21 protein-coding genes are annotated in these 26,223 nt (G+C 63.8%); all 21 read left to right on the top strand.

What is annotated here, in order from left to right; all coding sequences use genetic code 11:
- Window positions 1–249: 249 nt before the first annotated feature.
- The 21 genes from mraZ to AC0NIE_RS17715 all read left to right on the top strand — a co-directional run bounded on the left by mraZ (window position 250) and on the right by AC0NIE_RS17715 (window position 26,181).
- The gene (mraZ, locus tag AC0NIE_RS17615) at window positions 250–708 is read left to right on the top strand and encodes a division/cell wall cluster transcriptional repressor MraZ (RefSeq protein ID WP_123151963.1); all 459 of its coding nucleotides are present in this window, start codon (window positions 250–252) and stop codon (window positions 706–708) included.
- Window positions 705–1,736: a 16S rRNA (cytosine(1402)-N(4))-methyltransferase RsmH gene (rsmH, locus tag AC0NIE_RS17620; protein WP_473485242.1), complete on the top strand. Its 1,032-nt coding sequence runs from the start codon at window positions 705–707 to the stop codon at window positions 1,734–1,736. Before mraZ ends, rsmH begins: the two co-directional genes overlap by 4 nt.
- Window positions 1,737–1,740: 4 nt before the next feature.
- The gene (ftsL, locus tag AC0NIE_RS17625; protein WP_192365389.1) at window positions 1,741–2,136 is read left to right on the top strand and encodes a cell division protein FtsL; all 396 of its coding nucleotides are present in this window, start codon (window positions 1,741–1,743) and stop codon (window positions 2,134–2,136) included.
- Window positions 2,133–3,857, top strand: coding sequence for a peptidoglycan D,D-transpeptidase FtsI family protein (locus tag AC0NIE_RS17630; RefSeq protein ID WP_473485243.1), 1,725 nt, complete (start codon window positions 2,133–2,135; stop codon window positions 3,855–3,857). The genes ftsL and AC0NIE_RS17630 overlap by 4 nt, the downstream gene beginning before the upstream one ends.
- A 54-nt stretch (window positions 3,858–3,911) precedes the next feature.
- Window positions 3,912–5,369, top strand: coding sequence for a UDP-N-acetylmuramoyl-L-alanyl-D-glutamate--2,6-diaminopimelate ligase (locus AC0NIE_RS17635; RefSeq protein WP_473485244.1), 1,458 nt, complete (start codon window positions 3,912–3,914; stop codon window positions 5,367–5,369).
- The gene (locus AC0NIE_RS17640; RefSeq protein ID WP_473485245.1) at window positions 5,366–6,799 is read left to right on the top strand and encodes a UDP-N-acetylmuramoylalanyl-D-glutamyl-2,6-diaminopimelate--D-alanyl-D-alanine ligase; all 1,434 of its coding nucleotides are present in this window, start codon (window positions 5,366–5,368) and stop codon (window positions 6,797–6,799) included. Before AC0NIE_RS17635 ends, AC0NIE_RS17640 begins: the two co-directional genes overlap by 4 nt.
- A 24-nt stretch (window positions 6,800–6,823) precedes the next feature.
- Window positions 6,824–7,906 carry a phospho-N-acetylmuramoyl-pentapeptide-transferase gene (gene mraY, locus AC0NIE_RS17645; RefSeq protein WP_473485246.1) on the top strand — a complete coding sequence of 361 codons (1,083 nt, stop codon included), beginning with the start codon at window positions 6,824–6,826 and terminating at the stop codon, window positions 7,904–7,906.
- A gap of 8 nt (window positions 7,907–7,914) precedes the next feature.
- Window positions 7,915–9,318 carry a UDP-N-acetylmuramoyl-L-alanine--D-glutamate ligase gene (gene murD, locus AC0NIE_RS17650; RefSeq protein WP_192361194.1) on the top strand — a complete coding sequence of 468 codons (1,404 nt, stop codon included), beginning with the start codon at window positions 7,915–7,917 and terminating at the stop codon, window positions 9,316–9,318.
- Entirely contained in the window at window positions 9,318–10,469 is a 1,152-nt protein-coding gene (gene ftsW, locus AC0NIE_RS17655; protein WP_095494759.1) for a putative lipid II flippase FtsW, read from the top strand. The genes murD and ftsW overlap by 1 nt, the downstream gene beginning before the upstream one ends.
- A 1-nt stretch (window position 10,470) precedes the next feature.
- The gene (gene murG, locus AC0NIE_RS17660) at window positions 10,471–11,598 is read left to right on the top strand and encodes an undecaprenyldiphospho-muramoylpentapeptide beta-N-acetylglucosaminyltransferase (protein ID WP_473485247.1); all 1,128 of its coding nucleotides are present in this window, start codon (window positions 10,471–10,473) and stop codon (window positions 11,596–11,598) included.
- Complete coding sequence (murC, locus tag AC0NIE_RS17665; protein ID WP_473485248.1) at window positions 11,595–13,001, top strand: UDP-N-acetylmuramate--L-alanine ligase; 1,407 nt, start codon at window positions 11,595–11,597, stop codon at window positions 12,999–13,001. The genes murG and murC overlap by 4 nt, the downstream gene beginning before the upstream one ends.
- On the top strand, window positions 12,998–13,963 hold the full coding sequence (gene murB / locus AC0NIE_RS17670) for a UDP-N-acetylmuramate dehydrogenase (protein WP_473485249.1): 966 nt from the start codon (window positions 12,998–13,000) through the stop codon (window positions 13,961–13,963). Before murC ends, murB begins: the two co-directional genes overlap by 4 nt.
- 301 nt (window positions 13,964–14,264) lie before the next feature.
- A complete protein-coding gene (locus tag AC0NIE_RS17675) occupies window positions 14,265–15,191 on the top strand; it encodes a D-alanine--D-alanine ligase (protein ID WP_123151951.1) in 927 nt (308 codons plus the stop codon).
- Window positions 15,179–16,120, top strand: a complete 942-nt coding sequence (locus AC0NIE_RS17680; protein WP_473485250.1) for a cell division protein FtsQ/DivIB — start codon at window positions 15,179–15,181, stop codon at window positions 16,118–16,120. Before AC0NIE_RS17675 ends, AC0NIE_RS17680 begins: the two co-directional genes overlap by 13 nt.
- Window positions 16,117–17,424 (top strand): cell division protein FtsA, encoded by a 1,308-nt coding sequence (ftsA, locus tag AC0NIE_RS17685; protein WP_473485251.1) that lies wholly within the window; start codon window positions 16,117–16,119, stop codon window positions 17,422–17,424. The genes AC0NIE_RS17680 and ftsA overlap by 4 nt, the downstream gene beginning before the upstream one ends.
- Before the next feature lie 67 nt (window positions 17,425–17,491).
- Window positions 17,492–19,144, top strand: coding sequence for a cell division protein FtsZ (gene ftsZ / locus AC0NIE_RS17690; protein ID WP_473485252.1), 1,653 nt, complete (start codon window positions 17,492–17,494; stop codon window positions 19,142–19,144).
- A 273-nt stretch (window positions 19,145–19,417) separates the two neighbouring features.
- Window positions 19,418–20,365 (top strand): UDP-3-O-acyl-N-acetylglucosamine deacetylase, encoded by a 948-nt coding sequence (gene lpxC, locus AC0NIE_RS17695; protein WP_473485253.1) that lies wholly within the window; start codon window positions 19,418–19,420, stop codon window positions 20,363–20,365.
- A 214-nt stretch (window positions 20,366–20,579) separates the two neighbouring features.
- On the top strand, window positions 20,580–21,449 hold the full coding sequence (locus AC0NIE_RS17700; RefSeq protein WP_095494750.1) for an outer membrane protein assembly factor BamD: 870 nt from the start codon (window positions 20,580–20,582) through the stop codon (window positions 21,447–21,449).
- 13 nt (window positions 21,450–21,462) lie between these two features.
- Complete coding sequence (gene recN / locus AC0NIE_RS17705; protein ID WP_473485254.1) at window positions 21,463–23,133, top strand: DNA repair protein RecN; 1,671 nt, start codon at window positions 21,463–21,465, stop codon at window positions 23,131–23,133.
- A gap of 214 nt (window positions 23,134–23,347) precedes the next feature.
- Window positions 23,348–25,498, top strand: a complete 2,151-nt coding sequence (gene ligA / locus AC0NIE_RS17710) for an NAD-dependent DNA ligase LigA (protein WP_473485255.1) — start codon at window positions 23,348–23,350, stop codon at window positions 25,496–25,498.
- On the top strand, window positions 25,495–26,181 hold the full coding sequence (locus AC0NIE_RS17715; RefSeq protein WP_473485256.1) for a DUF2461 domain-containing protein: 687 nt from the start codon (window positions 25,495–25,497) through the stop codon (window positions 26,179–26,181). Before ligA ends, AC0NIE_RS17715 begins: the two co-directional genes overlap by 4 nt.
- Window positions 26,182–26,223: the final 42 nt, after the last annotated feature.

Consider the following 26,223-nt stretch of genomic DNA (forward strand, 5'->3'; position numbering starts at 1 on the left):
CATCGGTTGTGGCGCGCGTTTGTGAAGCCTATTCCCGTTGACGCCCATAGCGCCCCATGATATCCCATTTCGATATTCAAGCCTTCGTTCCGCGTCAGGGTGAAGCGTACGCCAATCGGGCAGCCGCGGCGGCTGAGCGTTTGCTTGTTTTCGCCTGGAACGAAGTGAGTTTTGGGCAGGGACCGCGCCGGGGCGGCGCGGGCGGGAAGATGCAGAGGGGTGCGGCGGCGCAAGCGGCCGTAACGCGTAATGGACCGGTTTCTGTCAAGCGCGGTGAACAGGATCGATGCGAAGGGACGGGTGTCCGTTCCAGCGCATTTCCGTGCCGTTGTCCAGAAACGCGGCTATTCGGAACTCTATGCGCTGCGCTGCCTGGATCGCCCGGCGATGGATGTCGGCGGGCTCGACCTGCTCGACCGCTACGAGCAGCGCATCGCGCAGGAAGACCCCTTCCTGCAGACGGCGGACGACATGTCGTTCTTCTGCCATGGCGATGGGACATTTCTCAAGCTCGATCAGGACGGCCGCATCTCGATGACCGATTTCATCCGCGAGCACACCGGCATTTCCGCGGAAGCGGCGTTTGTCGGTCGCGGCAATTTTTTTCAGATCTGGGAACCTGGACGGCTCACCGCCTATGGGGCGGAAGCGCGCGCCCGGCTTTTGCAGCTTCGGCAGGGGACGAAGCCTGGGGAGCGACCGGAATGATGGCGGGCTACGGCGATGACCCTCACGCCGCAGGCGGACCGGCTCGCCATATTCCGGTCCTCCTTGCCGAAGTGATGGAGGCACTTTCCCCTAAGGCGGGCGAGCTGATCGTCGACGGCACCTTCGGCGCCGGCGGCTACACCAAAGCCATTCTGGCAAGCGGCGCCTCGGTCGTCGCCATGGACCGCGATCCGGATGCGATCGCTGCGGGTCGTGTTCTCGAACAACTATCAGGCGGCAAGCTCAGGCTGGTTCAGGCGCCGTTCTCGACATTGGACGAGCATGTCGAAAGTGCTGACGGCGTCGTGCTCGACATCGGCATCTCCTCAATGCAGATCGACCAGCCGGAGCGCGGTTTTTCGTTCCGCGCCGACGGACCACTCGATATGCGTATGGCGCAGGCTGGCCTCAGCGCCGCTGATGTCGTCAACAGCTTCAAAGTGGGCGACCTTGCCCGCATCTTCGGGTTTCTTGGCGAAGAGCGTCACGCCGGCCGCATCGCCCGCATGATCGAGAGCCGTCGCGAAAAACATCCGTTCGAGCGCACGCTCGACCTTGCCGACGCCATCGAGACGCATGTCGGCCGCGCACCGAAGGACAAGATCCATCCGGCGACCCGCGTCTTCCAGGCACTGCGCATCTTCGTCAATGACGAACTCGGCGAACTGGCCAAAGCGCTGTTTGCGGCTGAACGCGTGCTGAAACCGGGCGGACGGCTGGCCGTGGTGACGTTCCACTCTCTGGAAGACCGCATCGTCAAGCGCTTCATCGCCGATCGCGCCGATGCGGCCACCGGATCGCGGCACCTGCCCGAGGCGCAAGCGCGCACCGCCACCTTCAAAAAGGCGGGTAGCGGCGTGACGCCTGATGAGGCCGAGATATCAGCCAATCCGCGCGCACGCTCGGCAAGGCTGCGCGCTGCGATCCGCACCGAAGCACCGCCGCGCGCCGGCGACTTTTCGATTTTCGGGCTTCCAAAACTTCCTGACCCAAAACTTCCCGGTGCCGACCGCCCGGGAGAGAGGTGAGCACGTGTTTCGTACCAGCGACATAGTCCTTATCGCCGTCATGGTTTCGGCTGCGGCCTTGACCTACAAGACCAAGCGCGAGGCCGAAGAACAATTGGCGGCGGTGCACAAGATCCAGGCGCAGATCCGCTACGAGGAGGATACGATCGATCTCCTGAAGGCGGACTGGAGCCTGCTGACCCAGCCGTCGCGCCTGCAAAAGCTGGCCGAGATCTACAAGTCGCAACTCGAACTCGAGCCGGTCAGCGCCCGCCAGATCATTGGGCTGGACGACCTGCCGGCAAAACCCCTCACCATAGAAGACCTTTCGTCGCAGCGGCTGGGCGGCATGGCCGACAATTCTGGCAAAGGACCCTTGGGCGACAAAGACCCCGTGGTGACCGGAGGCATCGTCCAATGATCGCCAGATTTCCGTCGATCGCCGGACTGCTGAAGCGTCGCGCCAAGTCGGAAGATGGATCGATTGTGGTCGAAGGCGCCCGCAAGGCGACCGGCGGTAAGGGCAGGACCCGCATCGTGATGACGATGGCGGTGTTCTTCGGCATCTATTCAACCATCACCGGGCGGCTGGTCTATCTGGGTTTTCAGAACCCCGACCTGTCCGGCGGTCCGCAGAGCCGGGTGACGGCGTCACGGCCCGACATCGTCGACCGCAACGGCGAAGTGCTGGCGACGGACATCAAGACGGCATCGCTGTTTGCCGAACCGCGCCGCATTGTCGACGCCGACGAGGCGATCGAAAAGCTGGCGACGGTGCTTCCCGAGATCGACTACGAGCAGACCTACCACAAGCTCAAGAGCGGCGCCGGCTTCGTCTGGCTGCAGCGGCAACTGACGCCCAAGCAACAATCGGATATCATGCAGCTCGGTGTTCCCGGCTTCGGCTTCCGCACCGAAAAGCGCCGCTTCTATCCGGCTGGCGAAACTTCGTCCTACATTGTCGGGCTCACCAACATCGACAACCAAGGCATCTCCGGCATGGAGAAATACATCGACGAACAGGGGCTGAGCGATCTTCAGGCGTCGGGCCTGGCGATGGCCAAGGATCTGAAGCCGGTGCAGCTCTCGATTGACCTGCGCGTCCAGCATATCGTGCGGGACGAGGTCGCCACCGGCATGGAGAAATACCGCGCAATCGCGGCGGGCGCCGTCGTTCTCAACATCAAGACCGGCGAAGTGATGGCGATGGCATCGGTTCCGGATTTCGACCCGAACAACCCCTACAATGCGCAGGACAAGGACCGCTTGAACCGCATGTCGGCCGGCCTTTACGAAATGGGTTCGACGTTGAAGAGCTTCACCACCGCCATGGCGCTCGATTCCGGCAAAGTGACGCTGGAAAGCCGTTTCGACGCTTCGCGCCCGATCAGGATCGGCCGTCAGACCATCCATGATTTTCACGGCAAGGCTCGGGTGCTGTCGGTGCCCGAAGTGTTCATCTACTCGTCCAACATCGGTTCGGCCAAGGAAGCCGAAGCGGTTGGCATCGAGGGGCACCGCGAATTCCTGCATCGCCTGGGGATCCTCGAGAAGATGCAGACGGAACTGCCGGAGGTCGCCCGCCCGACCGAGCCCAAAGTCTGGAAACAGGTCCATTCGATCACCATCGCCTTCGGTCACGGTGTGTCGACAACGCCGCTGCAGACGGCGGTCGGCTGCGCCGCGCTGCTGAACGGCGGCTATCTGATCCAGCCGACATTCCTGAGGCGCGCACAGGAACAGGCGATGTCGGTGGCCAAGAAAGTGGTCAGCGACAAGACGGTCGAGGGCATGCGCTATCTCTACGCACTGAACGCCGAGAAAGGGTCAGGCAGGAACGCCAGGGTTCCAGGTTACCGCGTCGGCGGCAAGACCGGAACGGCCGAGAAGGTTGTCAACGGCCGCTATTCAAAGGACAAGAATTTCAACGCCTTCGTCGCGGCTTTCCCGATGGACGATCCGCAATACATCGTGCTTACGATCGCCGACGAACCGAGGCCGGAAAAACCCGGCATGGGTGCAACGGCCGCCTCGAATGCTGGCGTCATGGCTGCGAACATTGTCCGACGTTCGGCTTCCATGCTTGGCGTGAAGCCAGATTTCAGCCATGAAAATGGCGCAACGCTGGTTTCCTATCAGTGATTCTTAGGGCGCGCCGGCAACAGCGCGCTATTTTGTTGCGATGAACGGGGTTCGATGAAGCTGAAAGACCTAGCCGGTATCCTGCCTGTCGAGGGGACAGCTTCCTTCGATACGGAGGTTACCGGGATTTCGTCGGATTCCCGCCAGGTTGGACCGGGCGTGGTCTTCTTCGCGCTCATCGGTACCAAGGCCGATGGCGTGGCCTATGCCGCCGATGCCGCCAAGCGCGGCGCAGTGGCGATCGTTGCCGGCAACGGCAGTGCGGTCGCCGGACTGCTGCCGGTGCCCGTTCTCGCCGTCGATGATCCGCGCCTGGCGCTGGCGCTGAGTGCCGCCCGCTACTTCGGCAGCCAGCCGCAAACCATGGTCGCGGTGACCGGGACCAGCGGCAAGACATCGGTTGCGGCCTTCACCAGGCAGATCTGGGAGCAGTCAGGCTTTGCCGCCGCTTCGATCGGCACGACCGGCGTGGTGGCGCCGGGCCGCAACGCATATGGCTCGCTGACCACCCCCGACCCGGTAGATTTGCACAGGCTGCTGCGGGAACTGGCGGATGCCGGCGTCACTCACGCATCGATGGAGGCCTCCAGCCACGGCCTCGACCAGCGCCGGCTCGACGGCGTGAAGCTTGCAGCCGGCGGCTTCACCAATCTCGGCCGCGACCACATGGACTATCATCCGACAGTCGAGGACTATCATCGCGCCAAGCTGCGCCTGTTCGATACGCTGCTGCCGAAGGGCGCGCCGGCCGTCATCTTTGCCGACGATCCGTGGTCGGAGCCGACGATCCGGGCGGCGAGGGCGGCGGGACTGGATGTGCTGACGGTCGGCCGTCACGGCGAGTTCCTGACACTGAAGCGGGTCGAGCACGAGCGCCACCGCCAGCGTGCCGAGGTGGAAGTCGATGGCGTTCTCCACGAGATTGACCTGCCGCTGGCCGGCGATTTCCAGATCGCCAATGCCCTGGTTTCGGCGGGCCTCGCCATCTCCACTGGAACACCTGCCGCCAAAGCCCTGATGGCGTTGGAGAAATTGAAGGGCGCACCGGGCCGGCTGGACCTTGTTGGCACCACTGCCAACGGTGCGCCGGTCTATGTCGATTACGCGCACAAGCCGGACGCGCTGGAAAACGTGTTGGCCTCGGTGCGGCCGTTCACCACCGGTCGCGTCATCGTCGTGTTCGGCTGCGGCGGCGACCGCGACCGGGGCAAGCGGCCGATCATGGGCGAGATCGCCACGCGGCTCGCCGATGTCGTCATCGTCACCGACGACAATCCGCGTTCGGAAGTGCCCGAAACGATCCGCTCCGCGATCCTTGCCGCTGCGCCCGGCGCCATCGAGATCGGCGACCGGCGCAAGGCGATCCACGAGGCGGTCGCCATGCTCCATGCCGGCGACACGCTGATCGTGGCCGGCAAGGGGCATGAGGAAGGCCAGACCATCGGCGCCGAGACGCTGCATTTTTCCGACCATGAGGAAGTCCGCGCCGCGCTCCAGGAGCGCGTCGCATGAACTTCCTGTGGACCTCCGAGGATCTCGTCGCCGCCATGGGGGGACGACCGCTCGGTCCGATGCCGGAAGGGATCAGCGGCATCTCGATCGACAGCCGCAGCCTTGAGCCGGGCGATGCTTTCTTCGCCATCAAGGGCGAGGCGATGGACGGCCATGATTTCGCGACCGCTGCCATCAAGGCCGGCGCCGGCGTGCTGGTCGTCGCCGAGGGCAAGCTGCCGTCGCTCGGGCGGCTGACGGCGCCGATGATCGTCGTGCAGGACGTGCTGGCCGCACTGGAAAAGCTGGGGCTGGCCGCACGCGCGCGCTCGAATGCCAAGGTCATCGCGGTGACCGGTTCGGCGGGCAAGACCACCACCAAGGAAGCGCTGCGCCATGTGCTGTCCGCGGTCGGCAAAGTGCATGCGTCGCCGCAGTCTTTCAACAACCACTGGGGCGTTCCGCTGACGCTGGCGCGGATGTCGGTGGATTGCGACTATGCCGTGTTCGAGATCGGCATGAACCATCCAGACGAGATCCGGCCGCTGGTCAAGATGGTCCGGCCGCATGTCGCCATCGTCACGCTGATCGCCGCGGCACATCTAGGCTTCTTCCGCAATCTGGACGAGATCGCCAAGGCCAAGGCCGAGATTTTCGAGGGGCTGGAACCGGACGGTGCCGCCCTTCTCAACCGCGACGATCCGCGCTGGAAGCTTCTGGACAAGTTGGCGAGAGCCGCCGGCGTCGAGTACATTTACGGGTTTGGCGAGAATGCCCGTGCGACCTTCAAACTGCTCAAATGCGCGCTGCATGCCGATCATTCTGTCATCACCGCCAAGATCGGCGGACAGGAGATCACCGCCAGGGTAGGCGCACCGGGCCGCCACATGGTGCAGAATGTGCTGGCCGTGCTGGGCGCCGCGCATCTGGTCGGGGCCGACATCGCCAGGGTAGCGCTGGCGCTGGCCGATCTTTCGGCCGAACGCGGACGCGGCAAGCGCCATGTGCTGCGCCACCCCAGGGGTCCGATCACGCTGATCGACGAGAGCTACAATGCCAATCCGGCGTCGATGAGCGCAGCAATGGCGCTGCTCAACGCGACGCCGGTGTCGGGCGAAGGCAGGCGCATCGCGGTGCTCGGCGACATGCTCGAACTCGGCGACCACTCGGCGAAGCTGCATGCGGCCCTTGCCGATCTCATCGTCGGCACAGAAACGCGCACGGTCTTTCTCGCCGGCCCGGAAATGCGGGCGCTGGCCGACATCCTGCCTGATGAGATCGAGACGGAGTATCGCGCCGGCGCAGAGGATCTGAAACTGGTGCTTCTGTCGGCGCTGAAGCCCGGCGACGTGGTGATGATCAAATCGTCGAAAGGCATCGGGTTTTCCAAGTTGGTCGACGCACTGCTCGGCAAATTTCCGGCGGTAGCCACAACCGCCAAACAGACCTAGAGCCAGGTCCGGGGACCGAATCGCATGTTCACACTGCTCGTCGAATTCGCGGACAAGATCTCGGTCTTCAACGTCTTTCGCTACATAACCTTCCGTACCGGCGGCGCGCTGATAACAGCGGCGCTGATCGTTTTCATCTTCGGACCGGCTATCATCAATTCGCTGAGGCTGCGGCAAGGCAAGGGCCAGCCGATCCGCGCCGACGGGCCGCAGACGCATTTCAAGAAGGCCGGCACGCCGACCATGGGCGGTCTGATGATCCTGTGCGGCATCATCGGCTCGTCGCTTTTGTGGGCGAACCTGTCCAGCATCTATGTCTGGGTGGTACTGCTGGTGACCCTGGGTTTCGGCTCGATCGGCTTCTACGACGACTATCTCAAGGTGACGAAGCAATCGCATCTCGGCTTTTCCGGCAAGGCGCGGCTGGCGCTTGAATTCGTGATAGCCGGCATCGCCGCCTGGGTGATCATGCACAACGGCCAGGCGCCGTTCTCGTCGTCGCTGACTTTCCCTTTCGCCAAGGAGTTCCTCGTCAATCTCGGCTGGTTCTTCATCCCGTTCTCGTGCTTCGTCATCGTCGGCGCCGGCAATGCCGTGAACCTGACCGATGGCCTCGACGGGCTGGCGATCGTGCCGATCATGATCGCGGCGGCGTCCTTCGGCGTCATCGCCTACCTCTCCGGCAATGCGGTGTTCGCCGAATATCTGCAGATCCATTTCGTGCCCGGCACCGGCGAATTGGCGGTGGTCCTCGGCGCAGTGATCGGCGCCGGCCTCGGCTTCCTGTGGTTCAACGCACCGCCGGCGGCGATCTTCATGGGCGATACCGGCTCGCTGGCCTTGGGCGGCCTGATCGGCACGGTCGCGGTTGCCACCAAGCACGAGATCGTGCTGGTCATCGTCGGCGGCCTGTTCGTCGTCGAGATCCTGTCGGTCATCATCCAGGTCGGCTATTTCAAGATGACCGGCAGGCGAGTGTTCTTGATGGCGCCGATCCACCATCATTTCGAAAAGCTGGGCTGGACCGAAAGCCAGGTGGTGATCCGCTTCTGGATCATCGCCGTCATCCTCGCGCTGGTCGGCCTGTCGACCCTCAAGCTCCGATAGGAGGTCGCTTGATCCCCGCCGCATCCTTCGCAGGCAAGCGCGTCTCGCTCTTCGGGCTCGGCGGCTCGGGGATCGCCACTGCGCGCGCGTTGATCGAGGGCGGGGCGGACGTGCTCGCCTGGGACGACAATCCCGGCAGTGTCGCCAATGCCGCGGCCGTCGGTATCGCGACCGGCGATCTGCGCGGTGCAGACTGGGCGAAGTTCTCGGCCTTCGTGCTGTCGCCCGGCGTGCCGCTGACGCATCCGAAGCCGCACTGGACAGTGGAGCTGGCGCGCGCTTCAGGCGTCGAGATCATTGGCGACATCGAGCTGTTCTGCCGGCAACGGACCTTGCTGGCGCCGGCAGCACCCTTCATCGCCATAACCGGCACCAACGGCAAATCGACGACGACGGCGCTAACGGCGCATATCCTGAAATCGGCCGGACGCGACACGCAGATGGGCGGCAATATCGGCCGCGCGGTGATGACGCTCGATCCGCCGGAACCCGGGCGGCACTATGTCGTGGAATGCTCGTCCTACCAGATAGACCTGGCGCCCTCGATCAATCCGACCGCCGGCGTCCTGCTCAACCTGACGCCCGATCACCTCGACCGTCATGGCACGATGCAGCACTACGCCGCGATCAAGGAACGGCTGGCGGCCGGCAGCGAGACGGCAATCGTCGGTGTCGACGATTCCTGGTGCGCCCAGCTCGCCGACCGGCTGGAACGGGCAGGCCAGCACGTCATCCGCATTTCCAAGCGCCTGCCATTGACCGACGGCTATTTCGCCGATGGCACCGATCTGATGGAGGCGGTGCATGGCCGTTATAGCCGGATCGCCTTTCTCGAAGGCATCGGCTCGCTGCGCGGCCAGCACAATGCGCAGAATGCGTTGGCCGCTATCGCCGCCTGCCTCAAGGTCGGGCTCGAGCTGGGCGAGATCCAGTCGGGCCTGGAGAGCTTTCCCGGGCTGGCGCACCGTATGGAGCAGGTCGGCCGCAAGGGCCATGTGCTGTTCATCAACGATTCCAAGGCGACCAATGCCGATGCGGCAGCGCCCGCACTGTCCAGCTTTCCGCGCATCTACTGGATCGCCGGCGGGCTCCCGAAAGAGGGTGGCATCGAGCCGTTGCGCGGCCTCTTTCCGCGCGTCGCCAAAGCCTATCTGATCGGTGAGGCCGCACCAGCCTTCTCGGCGACGCTCGGCGAGGCGGTGCCTTACGAGATCTCCGGCACGCTGGCGGCAGCAGTCGAGCACGCCGCAAGCGACGCGGCCAGGGATGATGGCAACGGCGAGGTGGTGGTGCTGCTTTCGCCGGCCTGCGCCAGTTTCGACCAGTTCAAGAATTTCGAAGTGCGCGGCGAAGCCTTCAGGCAAGCTGCGAGTAGTATTGATGGCGTGAAGCTCATCGGAGGGACACGGTAATGCAAAGTCGTCTCGACAAAAGCCCGGTTGCCACCTGGTGGTGGACGATCGATCGCTGGTTCCTGGCTGCGTTCCTGTCGCTGATGGGGCTCGGAATCGTGCTGTCCTTCGCGGCAAGCCCGGCGGTGGCCCAGCGCATCGGCCTGGACAGTTTCCACTTCGCCACACGGCAGATCATCTTCACCATTCCCGCACTTGGCGTGATGCTGGCGGTCTCCTTCCTGGAATCGCGGCAGATCAGACGCATGGCCCTGGCGATGCTGTGCATCATGCTGGTGCTGATGGTGGCGGTGCTTTATATCGGCGTCGAGGTGAAGGGCGCGCGGCGCTGGGTGTCGCTCGCCGGCGTGTCGATCCAGCCGTCGGAATTCCTGAAGCCGGCCTTCGTCGTCATCTGCGCCTGGCTGTTTGCCGAACACAAGCGCCAGCCCGACATCCCGGGCAATCTGTTCGCCATGCTGCTGCTGGCCCTCGTCATCTCGCTGCTGGTGGCGCAGCCTGATTTCGGCCAGACCATGCTGGTGCTCGGCACCTGGGGGGTGATGTTCTTCATGGCCGGACTGCCATGGCTGTGGATCATCGCGCTGGGCGCTGCCGGCATCGGCGGCGTGTTCGCCGCCTACACGGTGTTCCCGCATGTCGCCGGCCGCATCGATCGCTTCATGACCGGCGAGGGCGACACGTTCCAGGTCGACATGGGCCGCGATGCGCTGATCAACGGCGGCTGGTTCGGCGTCGGGCCGGGCGAGGGCACCGTCAAGCGGGTCATACCCGACAGCCATGCCGATTTCGTCTACTCGGTGGCCGGCGAGGAGTTCGGACTGATCATGTGCTTCTTCATCATGACCATCTTCGCCTTCATCGTGCTGCGCGGCCTTAGCACCGCGCTCAAGGAGCAGGACGATTTCACACGCTATGCGGTTGGCGGCCTGGTCACGGTTTTCGGTCTGCAGTCGGTCATCAACATGGCAGTCAATCTGCAGCTGATGCCTGCCAAGGGCATGACCTTGCCGTTCATCTCCTATGGCGGCTCCTCGCAGATCGCCATCGCCATCTCGATGGGCATGGTGCTGGCGCTGACGCGCAAGCGGCCGGAAAAGCGCAAGCAATTAGGCTTCGCACCGTCGCAGCGCGCCATGCCGGCGGAATGAAATGTCGAAAGGTGCGATCCTTCTGGCCGCCGGCGGCACGGGCGGGCACCTCTTCCCGGCCGAGGCGCTGGCGCACGAGCTGATCAGGCGCGGCTGGGCGGTGCATCTCGCCACCGATGATCGTGCCGAGCGTTTTGCCGGCCAGTTTCCGGCCGCAGGCATCCATCCGATCCAGTCGGCGACGATGAGTTCGAAAAATCCTTTTGCCGTGCTCGCCGCCTTCTGGAAAATCTGGGGTGGCGTGCGGCAGGCGTCCGCCGTGATCGGCCGGATCAAGCCAGCTGTCGTGGTCGGTTTCGGCGGCTATCCGACGCTGCCGCCGCTCTATGCGGCGACGCGGCGCAAGGTGCCGACGCTGATCCACGAGCAGAACGCGGTGATGGGGCGCGCCAACCGGGCGCTCGCCGGCCGCGTCGATGCCATCGCCGGCGGGTTCTTGCCGGAAGATTCAAGCGCTGCAGGCGCCAAGACGGTGACGACAGGCAATCCGGTCAGGCCGCAAGTGCTGGAGGCGGCAAAGACGCCTTATGCGATGTCGACCGGGAATCAACCGTTCCGCTTTCTGGTGTTCGGCGGCAGCCAGGGCGCACAGTTCTTTTCCGACGCAATGCCGGCGGCAGTAGCACAGCTTTCCGACGCACAACGCAAGCGGCTTGATATCACGCAGCAGGCCCGTGCCGACGATGTCGAGCGGGTGAAGGCGGCTTATGCCGCCCTTGGCGTCGAGGCTGAGGTGTCGCCCTTCTTCACCGACATGGCGGCGCGCATGGCTGCGGCGCACCTGGTGATGTCACGATCCGGCGCATCGACCGTATCGGAAATCGCGGTGATCGGCCGACCAGCGCTGCTGGTGCCCTATCCGCACGCGCTCGACCACGACCAGGCAGCCAATGCCGCGGCATTGGCAGCGGCAGGCGGCGCCGAAGTGCATCCGCAATCCTCGCTCTCGCCCGAGCGCATCGCTGCGCTCGTCGGGGCGCTGATGGACGATACGGACCGGCTGACCACAATGGCAGCGGCGGCGAAATCGGCCGGAAAACCGGACGCGGCACGGTTGCTCGCCGATCTGACAGAGGCTATTGCGTCGAAGAAAAACGTATCGGACTTCAGGAAGGAGACGCACGCATGAAGATGCCGCAGACGATCGGCCTCGTGCATTTCATCGGCATCGGCGGTATCGGCATGAGCGGCATCGCCGAGGTGCTGCACAATCTCGGCTACAAGGTGCAAGGATCCGACCAGGCCGACAGCGCCAATGTGCAGCGGCTGCGCGACAAGGGCATCGAGTGCTTTGTCGGTCATCATGCCGACAACATCGGCGATGCCGAAGTGGTGGTCGTCTCGACGGCGATCAAGAAATCCAACCCGGAGCTGAAGGCGGCGCGCGAGAAACTGCTTCCCATCGTCCGTCGCGCCGAGATGCTGGCCGAACTGATGCGCTTCCGGCAGGCGGTGGCCATCGGCGGCACGCATGGCAAGACGACGACGACCTCGATGGTGGCGACGCTGCTCGAAGCCGGCGGGCTCGATCCGACCGTGATCAATGGCGGCATCATCAATGCCTACGGCACCAACGCCCGCATGGGCGATGGCGAATGGATGGTGGTCGAGGCCGACGAGAGCGACGGCACCTTCCTGAAGCTGCCGGCCGAGATTGCCGTCGTCACCAACATCGATCCCGAGCATCTCGACCACTACGGGTCCTTCGACAAGGTGCGCGAGGCCTTTCGCCAGTTCGTCGAGAACGTGCCGTTCTACGGCTTCGGCGTCATGTGCACCGACCATCCGGAGGTGCAGGCGCTGGTCAGCCGCATCGAGGACCGGCGCGTCATCACCTATGGCGAGAACGCGCAGGCCGACGTGCGTTTCACCAATCACCGCATGAACGGCCCGATCTCGGAATTCGACGTGGTGATCCGCGACCGCAAGAGCCGCGACCAGTCGACCATATCAGGCCTGCGCCTGCCGATGCCCGGCCGTCACAACGTCGCCAATGCGACCGCGGCGATCGCCGTGGCGCACGAGCTCGGCCTTTCGGCCGAGGCGATCAGGAAGGGCCTGTCGTCCTTCGCCGGCGTCAAGCGGCGCTTCACCCGTACCGGTTCGTGGAACGAAGTCGATGTGTTCGACGATTACGGCCACCATCCGGTCGAGATCACGGCGGTTCTGAGGGCGGCGCGCGATGCCACCAAGGGTCGCGTCATCGCCATTGCCCAGCCACACCGCTTCACCCGGCTGCACGACCTGTTCGACGAGTTTTCCGTCTGCTTCAACGATGCCGACACGGTGATGGTGGCGCCGGTCTATGCGGCAGGCGAAGAGCCGATCGACGGGGTGACGTCCGAAGCATTGGTGTCGCGCATCCGCTCCGGCGGCCATCGCGACGCGCGCTACATCGAAGGCCCCGCGGCGATTGCGCCGGTTATCCGCGATCTGGCGAAACCAGGCGATTTCATCGTCTTCCTTGGTGCCGGCAACATCACGCAATGGGCCTACGCGCTGCCCAAGGAACTCGGCGGTACTGCCTCATGATGCGCGGCCAGGCATTGATCGACAAGCTTGGCGGCCGGCTTGCCGGCCTGCGCGGCCGCATCACCCCCAATGCCGAGATGGACAAGATCACCTGGTTTCGCGCCGGCGGACTGGCCGACGCGCTGTTCCAGCCGGCCGACGAGGACGATCTCGCCGCGTTCCTGAGAGCAGTGCCCGAAGAGATACCGCTGACCATCGTCGGCATCGGATCGAATCTGCTTGTCCGCGACGGCGGTATTGCGGGTTTCGTCATCCGGCTTTCGGCCAAGGGCTTTGGCGAGGCCGAAGTGATTGCGCCGACCACAATCAAGGCGGGCGCCGCCACGCCCGACAAGCGCCTTGCCGCTGTCGCCTATCAGGCTGGTATAGGCGGCTTCGAATTTTACCACGGCATTCCGGGTGCCATCGGTGGTGCGCTGAGGATGAACGCCGGCGCCACTGGCGTCGAGACGCGCGAGCGCGTCGTCGAGGTGCGGGCGCTCGACCGCAAGGGCAATGTGCATACGCTGAGCAACGCCGATATGGGCTACGCCTATCGCCATTCGGCAGCACCTGCCGGGCTGATCTTCACATCGGCTGTGTTCGAAGGGGTTTTGGCAGACAAGGCCGCGATCCAGGCGGCGATGGACGCCGTCCAGCATCATCGCGAGACTGTGCAGCCGATCCGCGAAAAGACCGGCGGCTCGACCTTCAAGAATCCGGAGGGCACCTCGGCCTGGAAGGAGATCGACAGAGCTGGTTGTCGGGGGCTGATGATCGGCGGCGCGCAGATGTCGCCGATGCATTGCAACTTCATGATCAACACGGGAACCGCGACCGGCTACGACCTCGAATATCTCGGCGAGACGGTGCGCGCGCGTGTGCTCGAAAAGTCGGGCATCCGGCTGCATTGGGAAATCAAACGCATCGGCAATTTCCGGCCGGGGCACGAGGTCCAGGAATTCCTCGGACAGTTGCTCTAAAGACTCACAACACAGTTTTCGCTGCCGTTTTTGCCGAAAGTGAATCTCTCGGAATCGTAAGGACTTGCCAGTGAATCAACTCTCTGATTCTCTGCCCTGAAGCGTTTCCTGATTTGAGTCGTTTCGACGCGTTGCCAGCGTTTTTCCGTCAGGGGCAACCTGCCGGGAGGCTCGGGGACTCGATGTTGCGGAACCATGGGAGCAGGGACTGCTCCGAGCGTTTGAGTGTGTGGCCCTTTCCGGAGCATGTAAGATGCAGACCCGCCGTGAAAGGGCCCGCCGTGAGAGGGAATGACGGGAAATGAAAAGCAAGCACGTGGCCGTCCTTCTGGGTGGATTCTCGTCCGAGCGGCCCGTGTCTTTGTCCTCGGGGAAAGCCTGTGCTGATGCGCTCGAGAAGGAAGGCTACCAGGTCACTCGCGTCGACGTCTCGCGCGATGTCGGATCGGTGCTGGCTGAGCTCAAGCCTGATGTTGCCTTCAATGCGCTGCATGGCCCTTTCGGCGAGGACGGCACCATACAGGGCATCCTCGAATATCTTGCTATCCCCTACACCCATTCCGGCGTGCTCGCCTCGGCGCTTGCCATGAACAAGGAACAAGCCAAGAAGATCGCCAAGTCTGTCGGCATCCCGGTTGCCGAATCGAAGGTGGTCAATCGCTTCGCCATCCAGAACAAGCACCCGATGAAGCCGCCCTATGTCGTCAAGCCGGTCAACGAGGGGTCGAGCTTCGGCGTCGTCATCGTGCACGAAGGTCAGTCGCATCCGCCGCAGGTCATCGGTTCGTCCGACTGGAAGTATGGCGATACCGTCATGGTGGAGCGCTATGTGCACGGGCGGGAGTTGACCTGCGCGGTGATGGGCGATGTGGCGCTCGGCGTCTGCGAGATCATCCCGACCGGCCATTCCTTCTACGACTATGATTCAAAATACGTCGCGGGCGGATCAAAACACGAATGCCCTGCAAAAATTTCACCGAATATTTACCAAAAAATACAGACACTGACGCTTAAGGCTCACCAAGCTATCGGCTGCCGGGGCGTTTCCCGGTCGGACTTCCGTTATGATGATCGACACTCCGAGAACGGCGAAATTGTCTGGCTCGAGATCAACACTCAGCCGGGCATGACGCCGACATCCTTGGTGCCTGAAATCGCCGCGCAGGCGGGACACTCGTTCGGCGATTTGTTGAGTTGGATGGTGGAGGACGCTTCGTGTCTGCGTTGAAGTGGGGACAGGGCAAGGGGAAGGGCGCGGCCGGGCCGACGCTGTTCGGTTTTTCGTTGTCGTTCGACCATTTCGTGCTGCCGCGTCTGCTTCGTCGGCCGGCGCGCGTGCTGGCGCGTCTGGGCGAGGACGACTTCGAGGCGCCGCCTTTTTCCGCAGCCATGTTGTCGGCGGCGCTGCTCCTATCGGGCAGTGCCTATGGCGCCTATCTCGGCGGACATGTCGACGGCATCGTCCAGGGCATCACCGCCCGCACCGGCTTCGCCGTCGACCAGATCAAGGTCGTCGGCAACCGCGCAACCTCCGAGATCGACATTCTCGACAGGATGCAGCTCGATGGCTGGACGTCGCTGATCGGCTTCGACGCCGAAGCCGCGCGGGAACGCATAGCCACGCTGCCGTGGGTCGAGGTTGCGGCGGTACGCAAGGTCTATCCGCACACGCTGGAGGTGCGCATCGAGGAGCGTCAGCCCTTTGCGCTCTGGCAGCAGGGCAGCGAGCTTTCCGTCATCGAACGGTCCGGCGCCGTGATCGCGCCATTCTCCGGCGGCAGGCAGTCGCTGCTGCCGTTGATCATCGGCACCGGCGCGCCGGCCAAAGCGCCCGATTTCCTGGCCAGGATCAAAAAATACCCAGAATTTGCCGCGCGGGTCAAAGGCTATATCCGCATCGGCGAACGGCGTTGGGACCTGAAGCTGGAGAACGGCATTACCATCAAGCTGCCCGAGGATGGCGAGGACCAGGCGATCGCCGATCTGGTCAGGATGGACCGCGAGAACGGGCTGCTGACGCGCGACATAGTCGCCGTCGACATGCGCCTTTCCGATCGCCTCGTCGTCCAGTTGACGCCGGAAGCGGCGACACAGCGCGAGGCTGCGTTGAATGAAAAGCCGAAAATGCCGAAGCGCAAGGCGGAGACGAAGATATGAGCTGGCTTGGCGGCAACAGCGATGCCTCGTCGCGCCGGTCCGGCATCATGACAGTGCTCGATGTCGGTTCGAGCAAGGTCTGCTGCGTCGTGGCCAAGCTTAAGCCGCGCGAGGACGGCATGCTGCTGCGCGGACGTTCGCATCGCATCCAGGTGATCGGCATCGGCCACCAGAAATCGCAAGGCGTGAAATCGGGTGTCGTCATCGATCTCGACAGGGCCGAGCACGCCATCCGTCTGGCCGTCGATGCCGCCGAGCGCATGGCTGGCCTGACCGTCGACTCACTGATCGTCAACATGACGGCCGGCCGGCTGAAGAGCGAAAGCTTCTCGGCAACCATCAATCTCGGTGGCCATGAGGCCGACGAGGCCGACATCAAGCGCGTGCTTGCCGCCGGCGCCAAGCAGGCGCTTCGGGCCGAGCGCGAGGTGATCCATTCGCTTCCCGTCGCCTTTTCGCTGGACGCCGAGCGCGGCGTGCGTGATCCGCGCGGCATGGTCGGCGACCAGCTCGGCGTCGACATGCATGTGCTGACGGGTGATGCGGCGCCCTTGCGCAATCTGGAGCTTTGCATCAACCGTTCGCACCTGTCGGTCGAGCGCATGGTGGCGACGCCCTATGCCAGCGGGCTTGCCGCATTGGTCGACGACGAACTCGAAATGGGCGCAGCCTGCATCGACATGGGTGGCGGCACTACGACGATCTCGGTGTTTTCGGAAGGCAAGTTCGTCCATGGCGACGCCATCGCCATCGGCGGCAACCACGTCACGCTGGATATGGCCAAGGGCCTGTCGACCTCGCTCGACGCCGCCGAGAGGCTGAAAGTGATGCATGGCTCGGCGCTGCCCGGCAGTGCGGACGACCGCGACCTGGTCTCGATACAGCCGATCGGCGAGGATGGCGAGGTGCCGCTGCAGATACCGCGTTCGGTGATGACGCGCATTATCCGCGCACGCATCGACGAGACGCTCGAACTGTTGCGCGACCGGCTGAACAGGTCCGGCTACGGCAACGCCGTCGGCAAGCGCGTCGTGCTGACCGGCGGCGCCAGCCAGCTTTCCGGCCTGCCCGAGGCAGCGCGCCGCATTCTCGGACGCAATGTGCGCATCGGCCGTCCGCTCGGTGTGGCGGGCTTGCCCGAGGCGGCCAAGGGGCCGGCTTTCTCGACGCCGGTCGGGCTTCTCATCTATCCGCAGATGGCGAATTTCGAGAGCCATCCGGCGAAAGGAATTTCTGGTCTCAGGATGACCGGAACGGGCGGAAAACTGCATCGAATGAGTCAGTGGTTGAGAGACAGTTTTTAAATTGACGGGGACAGCCCCATAGGCGGCCGCAGCGGCGAAGCGGCGGGAAAGGCAAAGGACGGAGACAATGACCATCAATCTGCAGAAGCCGGATATCACCGAGCTCAAGCCGCGTATCACCGTGTTCGGTGTCGGCGGCGGCGGCGGCAATGCCGTCAACAACATGATCACCGCCGGCTTGCGCGGCGTCGAGTTCGTGGTCGCCAATACCGACGCGCAGGCGCTGACCATGTCCAAGGCGGATCGCCTGATCCAGCTCGGCGCGCATGTCACCGAGGGCCTGGGTGCGGGATCGCAGCCGGAGGTCGGGCGCGCGGCGGCGGAGGAATGCATCGACGAGATCGTCGATCATCTGTCCAACACCCATATGTGCTTCGTCACTGCCGGCATGGGCGGCGGCACCGGCACGGGGGCCGCGCCGGTCGTTGCACGTGCAGCCCGCGAAAAAGGGATCCTCACCGTCGGCGTCGTCACCAAGCCGTTCCATTTCGAAGGCCAGCGCCGCATGAAGACGGCGGATCTGGGCATCGAGGAATTGCAGAAATGCGTCGACACCCTCATCGTCATCCCCAACCAGAACCTGTTCCGGCTGGCCAATGACAAGACGACCTTCGCCGACGCTTTCGCCATGGCCGACCAGGTGCTCTATTCCGGCGTTGCCTGCATCACCGACCTGATGGTCAAGGAAGGGTTGATCAACCTCGACTTCGCCGACGTCCGCTCGGTCATGCGCGAGATGGGCAAGGCGATGATGGGGACCGGCGAGGCCTCCGGCGAGGGCCGCGCCATGGCCGCCGCCGAAGCCGCGATCGCCAACCCGCTGCTCGACGAGACCTCGATGAAGGGCGCCAAGGGCCTGTTGATCTCGATCACCGGCGGCCGCGACCTGACCCTGTTCGAAGTCGACGAGGCCGCGACCCGCATTCGCGAGGAGGTCGACCAGGAAGCCAACATCATTCTGGGTGCGACGTTCGACGAGGATCTCGAAGGCGTCATCCGCGTCTCGGTGGTTGCCACCGGCATCGACAAATCGGCGGCTGAAATCGCCGCCGCGCCGATCGCCATCCGCACGGCCCCGCCAAAGCCGGCCAATCGCCCGGCCGCTCCGGTCACGGAAAGCCGTCCGGCGCCTGTCCAGCACGGCGGCTACGAGCCACGCGCCGCCGATCCTGTAGCCGAGGCGATCCAGCTTGCCGAGGCGAATGCCGCGGCGATGGCGCGTCCCGCGCCGGCTGCCCAGGCGGAAGATTTCCGTCCGCAGAGCAAGATCTTCCAGGCGCCGCCGGCCCAGCCGCAGCCGATGGTTCAGCAGGTGATGCAGCCTGCGCCACAGCGCGAGGTGCTTCAGCCGGTAGCCGCAGCGCCCCAGCGCATGCCGCGCGTCGAGGACTTTCCGCCGGTGGTGAAAGCCGAAGTGGAAGCCAAGGGCCGCCCGGCCGACCATGAGAACAGCGGCCCGATGGGACTGCTCAAGCGCCTGACCAACGGCCTTACCCGCCGCGAAGAAGAACCTGCACGGCTGCAGCCGGCGCAGCCGCGTGAGCCGAAACTGCGCCAGGCGGCACCCGAAGTGCGCCGCCTTGCCAGCCAGGATCCGCAGCTTTACGCGCCACGCCGCGGCCAGTTGGACGACCAGGGCCGGCTGACGCCGCAGAGCAGGGCTGTCCAGGAAGACGATCAGCTGGAGATTCCGGCATTCCTGCGCCGCCAGGCCAACTGACCTGTTAACGGTCCGTAACAGTTGTTAACAGGCAGATAAGAAATTGTTTGCCTGTTAATATTAAAAGTGCTTGTAAAACAGGGAGTTACGAGACCGTATCCGCTGCGGATTGCGGTTACAGAGAGTAAGAAACCGTGATTTGGAGACTTCCTGCTGGACCACTATCTTCGCCCCGATCAATTTCGGTTTGCTGGGATTCGGGGAAGTGGCCCTGCCTGCCGATCAAAGAGCCGCGCCCTTGGGCTAATGAAGCGGACGTAGGCAGTATGGGCTATGGGGTTTGTTTTGCACGACTATCAGACGACACTTAGATCGCGTGCAACGCTGACCGGCACCGGCGTTCACAGCGGCAATCCCGTTACCGTTCATTTCCTGCCGGCAGACGCTGATACGGGTGTCGTGTTCCAGCTTTCGAATGGAAGCGAAGACCGGGAGTTCCGTGCGCTCGTTTCCGAGGTCGGCGCCACCGATCTCTGCACCATGCTCGGCGATCCGGCAGGCGAGCATATCGCCACCGTTGAACATCTGATGGCCACGCTTTTCGGGCTCGGCATCGACAATGTCGTCATCGAGATCGACGGCCATGAGGTTCCGATCCTTGACGGCAGCGCCATGGCGTTCGTCGAGGCGATCGACCAGGCGGGCATCGATACGCTGCCGGTCAAGCGCCGCTATATCCGTGTGGTCAAGCCGGTTCGCATCGAGAACGGTGCCTCCTGGGCGGAGTTCAGGCCCTATGACGGCACGCGCTTCGAGATCGAGATCGATTTCGAAAGTCCAGCGATAGGCCGTCAGCTGTTCGCATCCGACATGAACGCCGACATTTTTCGCCGCGATATCGCGCGGGCCCGTACCTTTGGTTTCATGAAGGACGTCGAGCGGCTGTGGGCAGCCGGCTATGCGCTTGGCTCCTCGCTGGAAAACTCCCTGGTGATCGGCGACGACAACCGCGTGATCAATATGGGAGGCTTGCGCTATCCCAACGAGTTCGTGCGCCACAAGACGATGGACGCCATGGGCGATCTGGCGCTGGCCGGCGCCCGGTTCATTGGCTGCTTCCGTTCCTATCGCGGCGGCCACAGGCTGAATGCGGCAGCGCTGCGCCGCCTTTTGTCGGACCGTTCGGCGTTCGAGATCGTCGAGACGACACGCCGCGAGCGCGGTCGTACCGCCGAGATGAGCGCCGTCTATGCGCCTGTCTACGCGCCCTGGATGATCTGAATCTTAACGTTTTCGGGTTTTATGGCTGCCGGCCGGTGTTGCATGAATGCATCATTGGCCGGCGAAATCACGCAAGTGTGCAGGCTGCGCCAGGCTGCCACAAAAATGTGCGATTGGCCGGAGATAGCGTTGCCGGGCACGGCGATTATGGTTATGCCTGCTGCCCCAGAGCGAAATGACGACTGAAATGACGCCGAAAGGGCGGAATCCAATCATGTTCTTCAAGCGAATTGGTCAATCGAAAGCGCCGCATCGGGCTGTTTTCCTGGCGCTTTCGGTGGTTGTTCCATCGCTGTTCCTGTCGGCCTGCATGTCGTCCGAGAAGGATGTCGACCTGTCGACCTATGTCGAGCAGACCGAGCCGGCCGACGTTCTCTACAATCAGGGTCTCGCCAATCTGAATGCCGGGCGGCTGCAGGAGGCGAGCCGCAAATTCAGTGCGGTCGACCGCCAGCATCCCTATTCGGAATACGCCCGCAAATCGATGGTGATGGGCGCCTTTGCCGACTATCGCCAGGGCAACTATACCGAGGCGATCGGTTCGGCCAAGCGCTATCTCACGCTCTATCCGTCGACCGACGACGCGGCCTATGCCCAGTACATCATCGGGCTCAGCTATTACCGGCAAATCAGGGATGTCACCCAGGACCAGAAGGAAGCGCGTCAGACCGTGCAGACGATGCAGGATCTGGTGACGCGCTGGCCCGATTCAGAATATGTCGACGACGCCAAGGAAAAGATCCGCTTCGCCAACGACCAGCTCGCCGGCAAGGAGATGCAGATCGGGCGCTACTATCTCGAGCGCCGTGAATATATCGCCGCCGTCAAGCGGTTCCGCCTCGTGGTGGAGACCTATTCCAACACGCGTCATGTCGAGGAAGCGCTCGCGCGCCTTACCGAAACCTATTATGCGATGGGGCTGACATCGGAAGCGCAGACTGCCGCGGCTGTGCTCGGCACCAACTATCCCGACAGCGTGTGGTACAAGGATTCCTACAAGCTCCTGCAGACTGGTGGGCTCGAGCCGCGCGAGAATGCCGGCTCGTGGATCGCCAAGGCCGGGAAGCTGATCACCGGCGCCTGAGCGGCGCGCCACCATGCTTTCCAGGCTGTCGATCCGCGATATCGTTCTGATCGAGAAGCTGGACATCGATTTCTCGTCCGGTCTTTCAGTGCTGACCGGCGAAACCGGCGCTGGAAAATCCATCCTGCTCGACGCGCTGTCGCTGGCGCTTGGCGCGCGCGGTGACGCCTCGCTGGTGCGGCATGGCGCGGCACAGGGCCAGGTCATCGCGGTGTTCGACGTGCCGCGCAACCATCCTGCCCGCATACTGCTTGCCGACAACGCCATCGAGGACGATGGCGACATCATCCTGCGGCGCGTGCAGACGGCGGACGGCCGCACCCGCGTCTTCGTCAACGACCAGCCTTCCAGCGTGACGCTGATGCGCGACGTCGGTCACGCGCTTGTCGAGATCCACGGCCAGCATGACGAGCGTGCCCTGGTCGATCCCGGCGCCCATCGCGAATTGCTGGACAGTTTTGGCGGTCATCTCGGCGCTGTGCGGGCGACTGGCGAGGCATGGCGGTACTGGCGGGCCTGCGAGCAGGAATTTTTGCGGCACCGCGCCAAGGTGGAGGCGGCCGCCCGCGAGGCCGACTATCTGCGCGCCGCGGTCGCCGAATTGACGAAGCTCGACCCCCAGCCGGGCGAGGAAGCCGACCTTGCCGAATTGCGCGCCTCTATGATGCGGGCGGAAAAGATCGCCTCGGAAATCCATGACGCGCAAGATGTGCTCTCGGGACCGTCCTCGCCCCTGCCGCAACTCGCCAGCCTGTTGCGGCGACTGCAGCGCAAGGTGGCCGATGCGCCCGGCCTGCTCGACGAGCTGGTCAAATCGCTCGATGAGGCGATGCTGTCGCTCGACGCGGCGCAATCGGGCGTGGAAGCGGCACTTCGCGCCACCGAATACGATCCGCGGCGGCTGGAACAAGCCGAGGAGCGGCTGTTTTCGCTGCGCGCCGCCTCACGCAAGCACAGTGTGGCGGTCGACGATCTGGCGCAATTGCGCGACACGATGGCCGCCGATCTCGCCGATCTCGACGCCGGCGAGGAGCGCCTGCACGGGCTGGAGAAGCAAGCCGCCGCCGCGCGTGAGACCTACGACATTTCCGCGGCACAGCTTTCGTCGCTTCGCCATGCGGCGGCGGTCGGATTGACCAGGGCGGTGATGGCCGAACTGCCGGCGCTAAAGCTCGAACGGGCCGCGTTCATCGTCGAGATGGCAAGTGAGGCCGAGAGCCGCATGGAAGACGGCATCGACCAGGTCGAGTTCTGGGTGCGCACCAATCCCGGCACAAGACCGGGCCCGATGATGAAGGTCGCCTCCGGTGGCGAGCTTTCGCGGTTCCTGCTGGCGCTGAAGGTGGCGCTGGCCGACCGCGGCTCGGCGCCGACCTTGGTCTTCGATGAAATCGACACCGGCGTTGGCGGCGCGGTGGCGGACGCCATCGGCCAAAGGCTGGCGCGGCTGTCGAAGCGCGTGCAGGTGCTTTCGGTTACGCACGCGCCGCAAGTGGCGGCACGCGCGGCGACGCATTTCCTGATCTCCAAATCCGGCGGCGCCGATCGTGTTGCCACCGGCATCGCCGAGATGGACCGCGCGGCACGCCAGGAAGAGATCGCGCGGATGCTGGCCGGGGCGACCATCACCGACGAGGCGCGTGCGGCGGCCGAGCGACTGCTTCGCGAAAATACCGCAGCATAGCAGAGCTTATGCTTGGCGTTGTGGATCGAGTCAGGATGTGGCTCCATCCTGCTGTTCAGGAATGATTTTCCCAAAATCCTGATCTATTGTGGCGCGCCACCGCTGAAGCGCCGCGCGGTCTCTCGGACGCGCAAGGGACGCTGAAGCAATTTGATTTTGCGCATGACCCCGAAAATCGTTCCGGTCTTCGGGGTCATGCGTCTAGGAGCCGTGCATGTCCGATAAACCAGTCGATTCGCTCAGTGAAAGTGAAGCAGCCAGCGAGCTGAAGCGGCTGGCCGAGGACATCGCCGCTCACGACCAGCGTTACCATGCCGAGGACGCGCCGACGATTTCGGACGCGGCCTACGACGCGCTGCGGCGGCGCAACCTCGCCATCGAGCAGCGGTTTCCCGCCCTTGTGCGCGAGGATTCGCCCTCTCGGAAAGTCGGCGCGGCGGTCTCGGAAAAATTCCGCAAGATCGTCCATGCCATCCCGATGCTGTCGCTCGACAACGCCTTTGCCGATGCGGATGTGATCGATTTCGTCGGCCGCATTCGCCGCTTCCTCAGGCTCGGCGCCGACGCGCCGCTGGCCATGACGGCCGAGCCGAAGATCGACGGCCTGTCGCTGTCGCTGCGCTACGAGGCCGGACGGCTGGTGACGGCAGCAACGCGTGGCAACGGTCAGGTCGGCGAGGATGTGACGGCCAACGCCCGCACCATCGCCGAGATTCCCAATGTGCTTTCGGGGGATTTCCCCGAAGTATTGGAAGTGCGGGGCGAGGTCTATATGCGCCTCACCGATTTCGCCGAACTCAATCGCCGCAATGCCGAGGCCGGAAAGCAGGTTTTTGCCAATCCGCGCAACTCGGCAGCAGGCTCCTTGCGCCAACTCGACACGTCGATCACCGCCAGCCGGCCGCTGCGGTTTTTTGCCTATACCTGGGGCGCGGTGAGTGCCATGCCCGCCGACACGCAGATGGGCATGGTGGCGGCGTTCGAGCGTTTCGGCTTCAGGGTCAATCCGCTGATGAAGCTGTTCGACAGCGTCGAGGGGCTGCTCGAACAATACCGGCTGATCGAATCCAACCGGGCGACGCTCGGCTACGACATCGACGGCGTCGTCTACAAGGTGAACAGCCTCGAGCTGCAGCAGCGGCTGGGCTTCGTCTCACGCTCGCCGCGCTGGGCGATCGCGCACAAATTCCCGGCCGAGAAGGCGACGACGATCCTGACCGGCATCGACATCCAGGTCGGCCGCACCGGCGCGCTGACCCCGGTGGCGCGGCTGGTGCCGGTGACGGTCGGCGGCGTCGTGGTGACCAACGCAACGCTGCACAATGAGGACTACATCAAAGGCATCGGCAATAACGGCCAGCCGATCCGCGAAGGCCGCGACATTCGCATCGGCGACACGGTGAGCATCCAGCGTGCCGGCGATGTCATCCCGCAGGTCATCGACGTGGTCTTGGAGAAGCGGCCGCCCGACAGTATGCCATATGCTTTCCCAGTGCTTTGCCCGGCCTGCGGCAGCCACGCCGTGCGCGAGGAGGGTGAAGCCGTCAGGCGCTGCACCGGCGGATTGATATGCCCTGCGCAAGCAGTGGAGCGTCTGCGTCATTTCGTGTCTCGAGGTGCTTTTGATATCGAGGGGCTCGGTGAGAAGCAGATTGAGTTCTTCTTCCATGCCGAGGATCCGTCGCTGCGCATCTATTCGCCGGCCGACATCTTCACCCTGAAGGCACGGCAGGCAGCATCATTGACCAAGCTCGAGAATGTCGACGGTTTCGGCGCGACCTCGGTACGCAAGCTGTTCGCGGCAATCGACGATCGGCGGCAGGTCGAGTTCTCGCGCTTCCTCCATGCGCTCGGCATCCGTCACATCGGCGAGACCAATGCCAAGCGGCTGGCCCGCCATTTCCTTTCCTTTGCCGCTTTCCGCGAAGCCGGGCAAAACGCCGTCATGCCGGCCGGCAAGGGTGACCCTGGAAACGCTGCCTGGCAGGAGTTGAACGGCATCAACGGCATCGGCTCGATCGTTGCCGAAGCGGTGGTCGATTTCTTCGCCGAAGACCATAACCGGCAGGCGCTCGATGCATTGCTGGCGGAAGTCACAGTGCTCGACGAGGAGCCGGTCGGTGGCGTGTCGTCGCCGGTCTCCGGCAAGACGGTGGTCTTCACCGGTGCGCTGGAGAAGATGTCGCGCGACGAGGCCAAGGCGATGGCCGAAAAGCTCGGCGCCAAGGTCGCCGGCTCGGTGTCGAAGAAGACCGATCTCGTCGTTGCCGGACCAGGTGCCGGCTCCAAGCTCAAGCTCGCCAACGAGCTCGGCATCGAAGTGATCGACGAGGATGCGTGGCTGGCGCGGATCGGCAAGTCGTGACGGTGGCATTTAACGGGTTCGGCCAAAAGGCCATTCCTTTCCTCAAGGCACTCGATTTTCATCAGAGCCGGGAGTGGTTTCTGGAAAATCGCGACCTCTTCGAACGCGAGCTGCGCGACCCCTTCGGCGATCTGGTCGAAACGCTGTCCGAGCGTTTCGCGGCAGCGGGGCTGGGTTTGCGCGGCGATCGCAAGAAGTCGCTGTTCCGGATCAATCGCGACGTGCGTTTCTCCAAGGACAAAAGTCCTTACAACCGGCATCTGTCGGCGATTCTCTCACCCGACGGCACCAAGATGGAGCAGGGCGTGTTCTTCGTTTACATTGGGCTCGACCGCTGCTTTGCCGGCGTTGCCTGGTGGCAGCCCGGGCCGGAGCTGCTCCTGGCGATGCGCCGGGCTATTGCGACGCGGCCGGGTGAATTCCGGGCGCTGATCAAGGCGCTGAAGCAAAATCGTCTCGAACTCGATGCGGAAGGTTGCATGAAGCGAGCGCCACGCGGCTTCGAGCATGTCACGGACGCCGATCTCGCCGCGGCCATCCGCAACCGGCATTTCGCCGTCCGGCACGAAATCGACCCTGCTGGAATCCATGGGCCGGCCTTGGTCGACGAGCTTGTCGATTTCGCCTTGCGGGCAAGACCGCTGCTCGACTGGGGCAGGGCGATCGAAGGCCAGGTCGAGTAGACTGGCTGCGTTCCAGCGATCATTTCCGCTGATCATTGGCTC

Source organism: Mesorhizobium sp. WSM4842, from assembly GCF_055901575.1.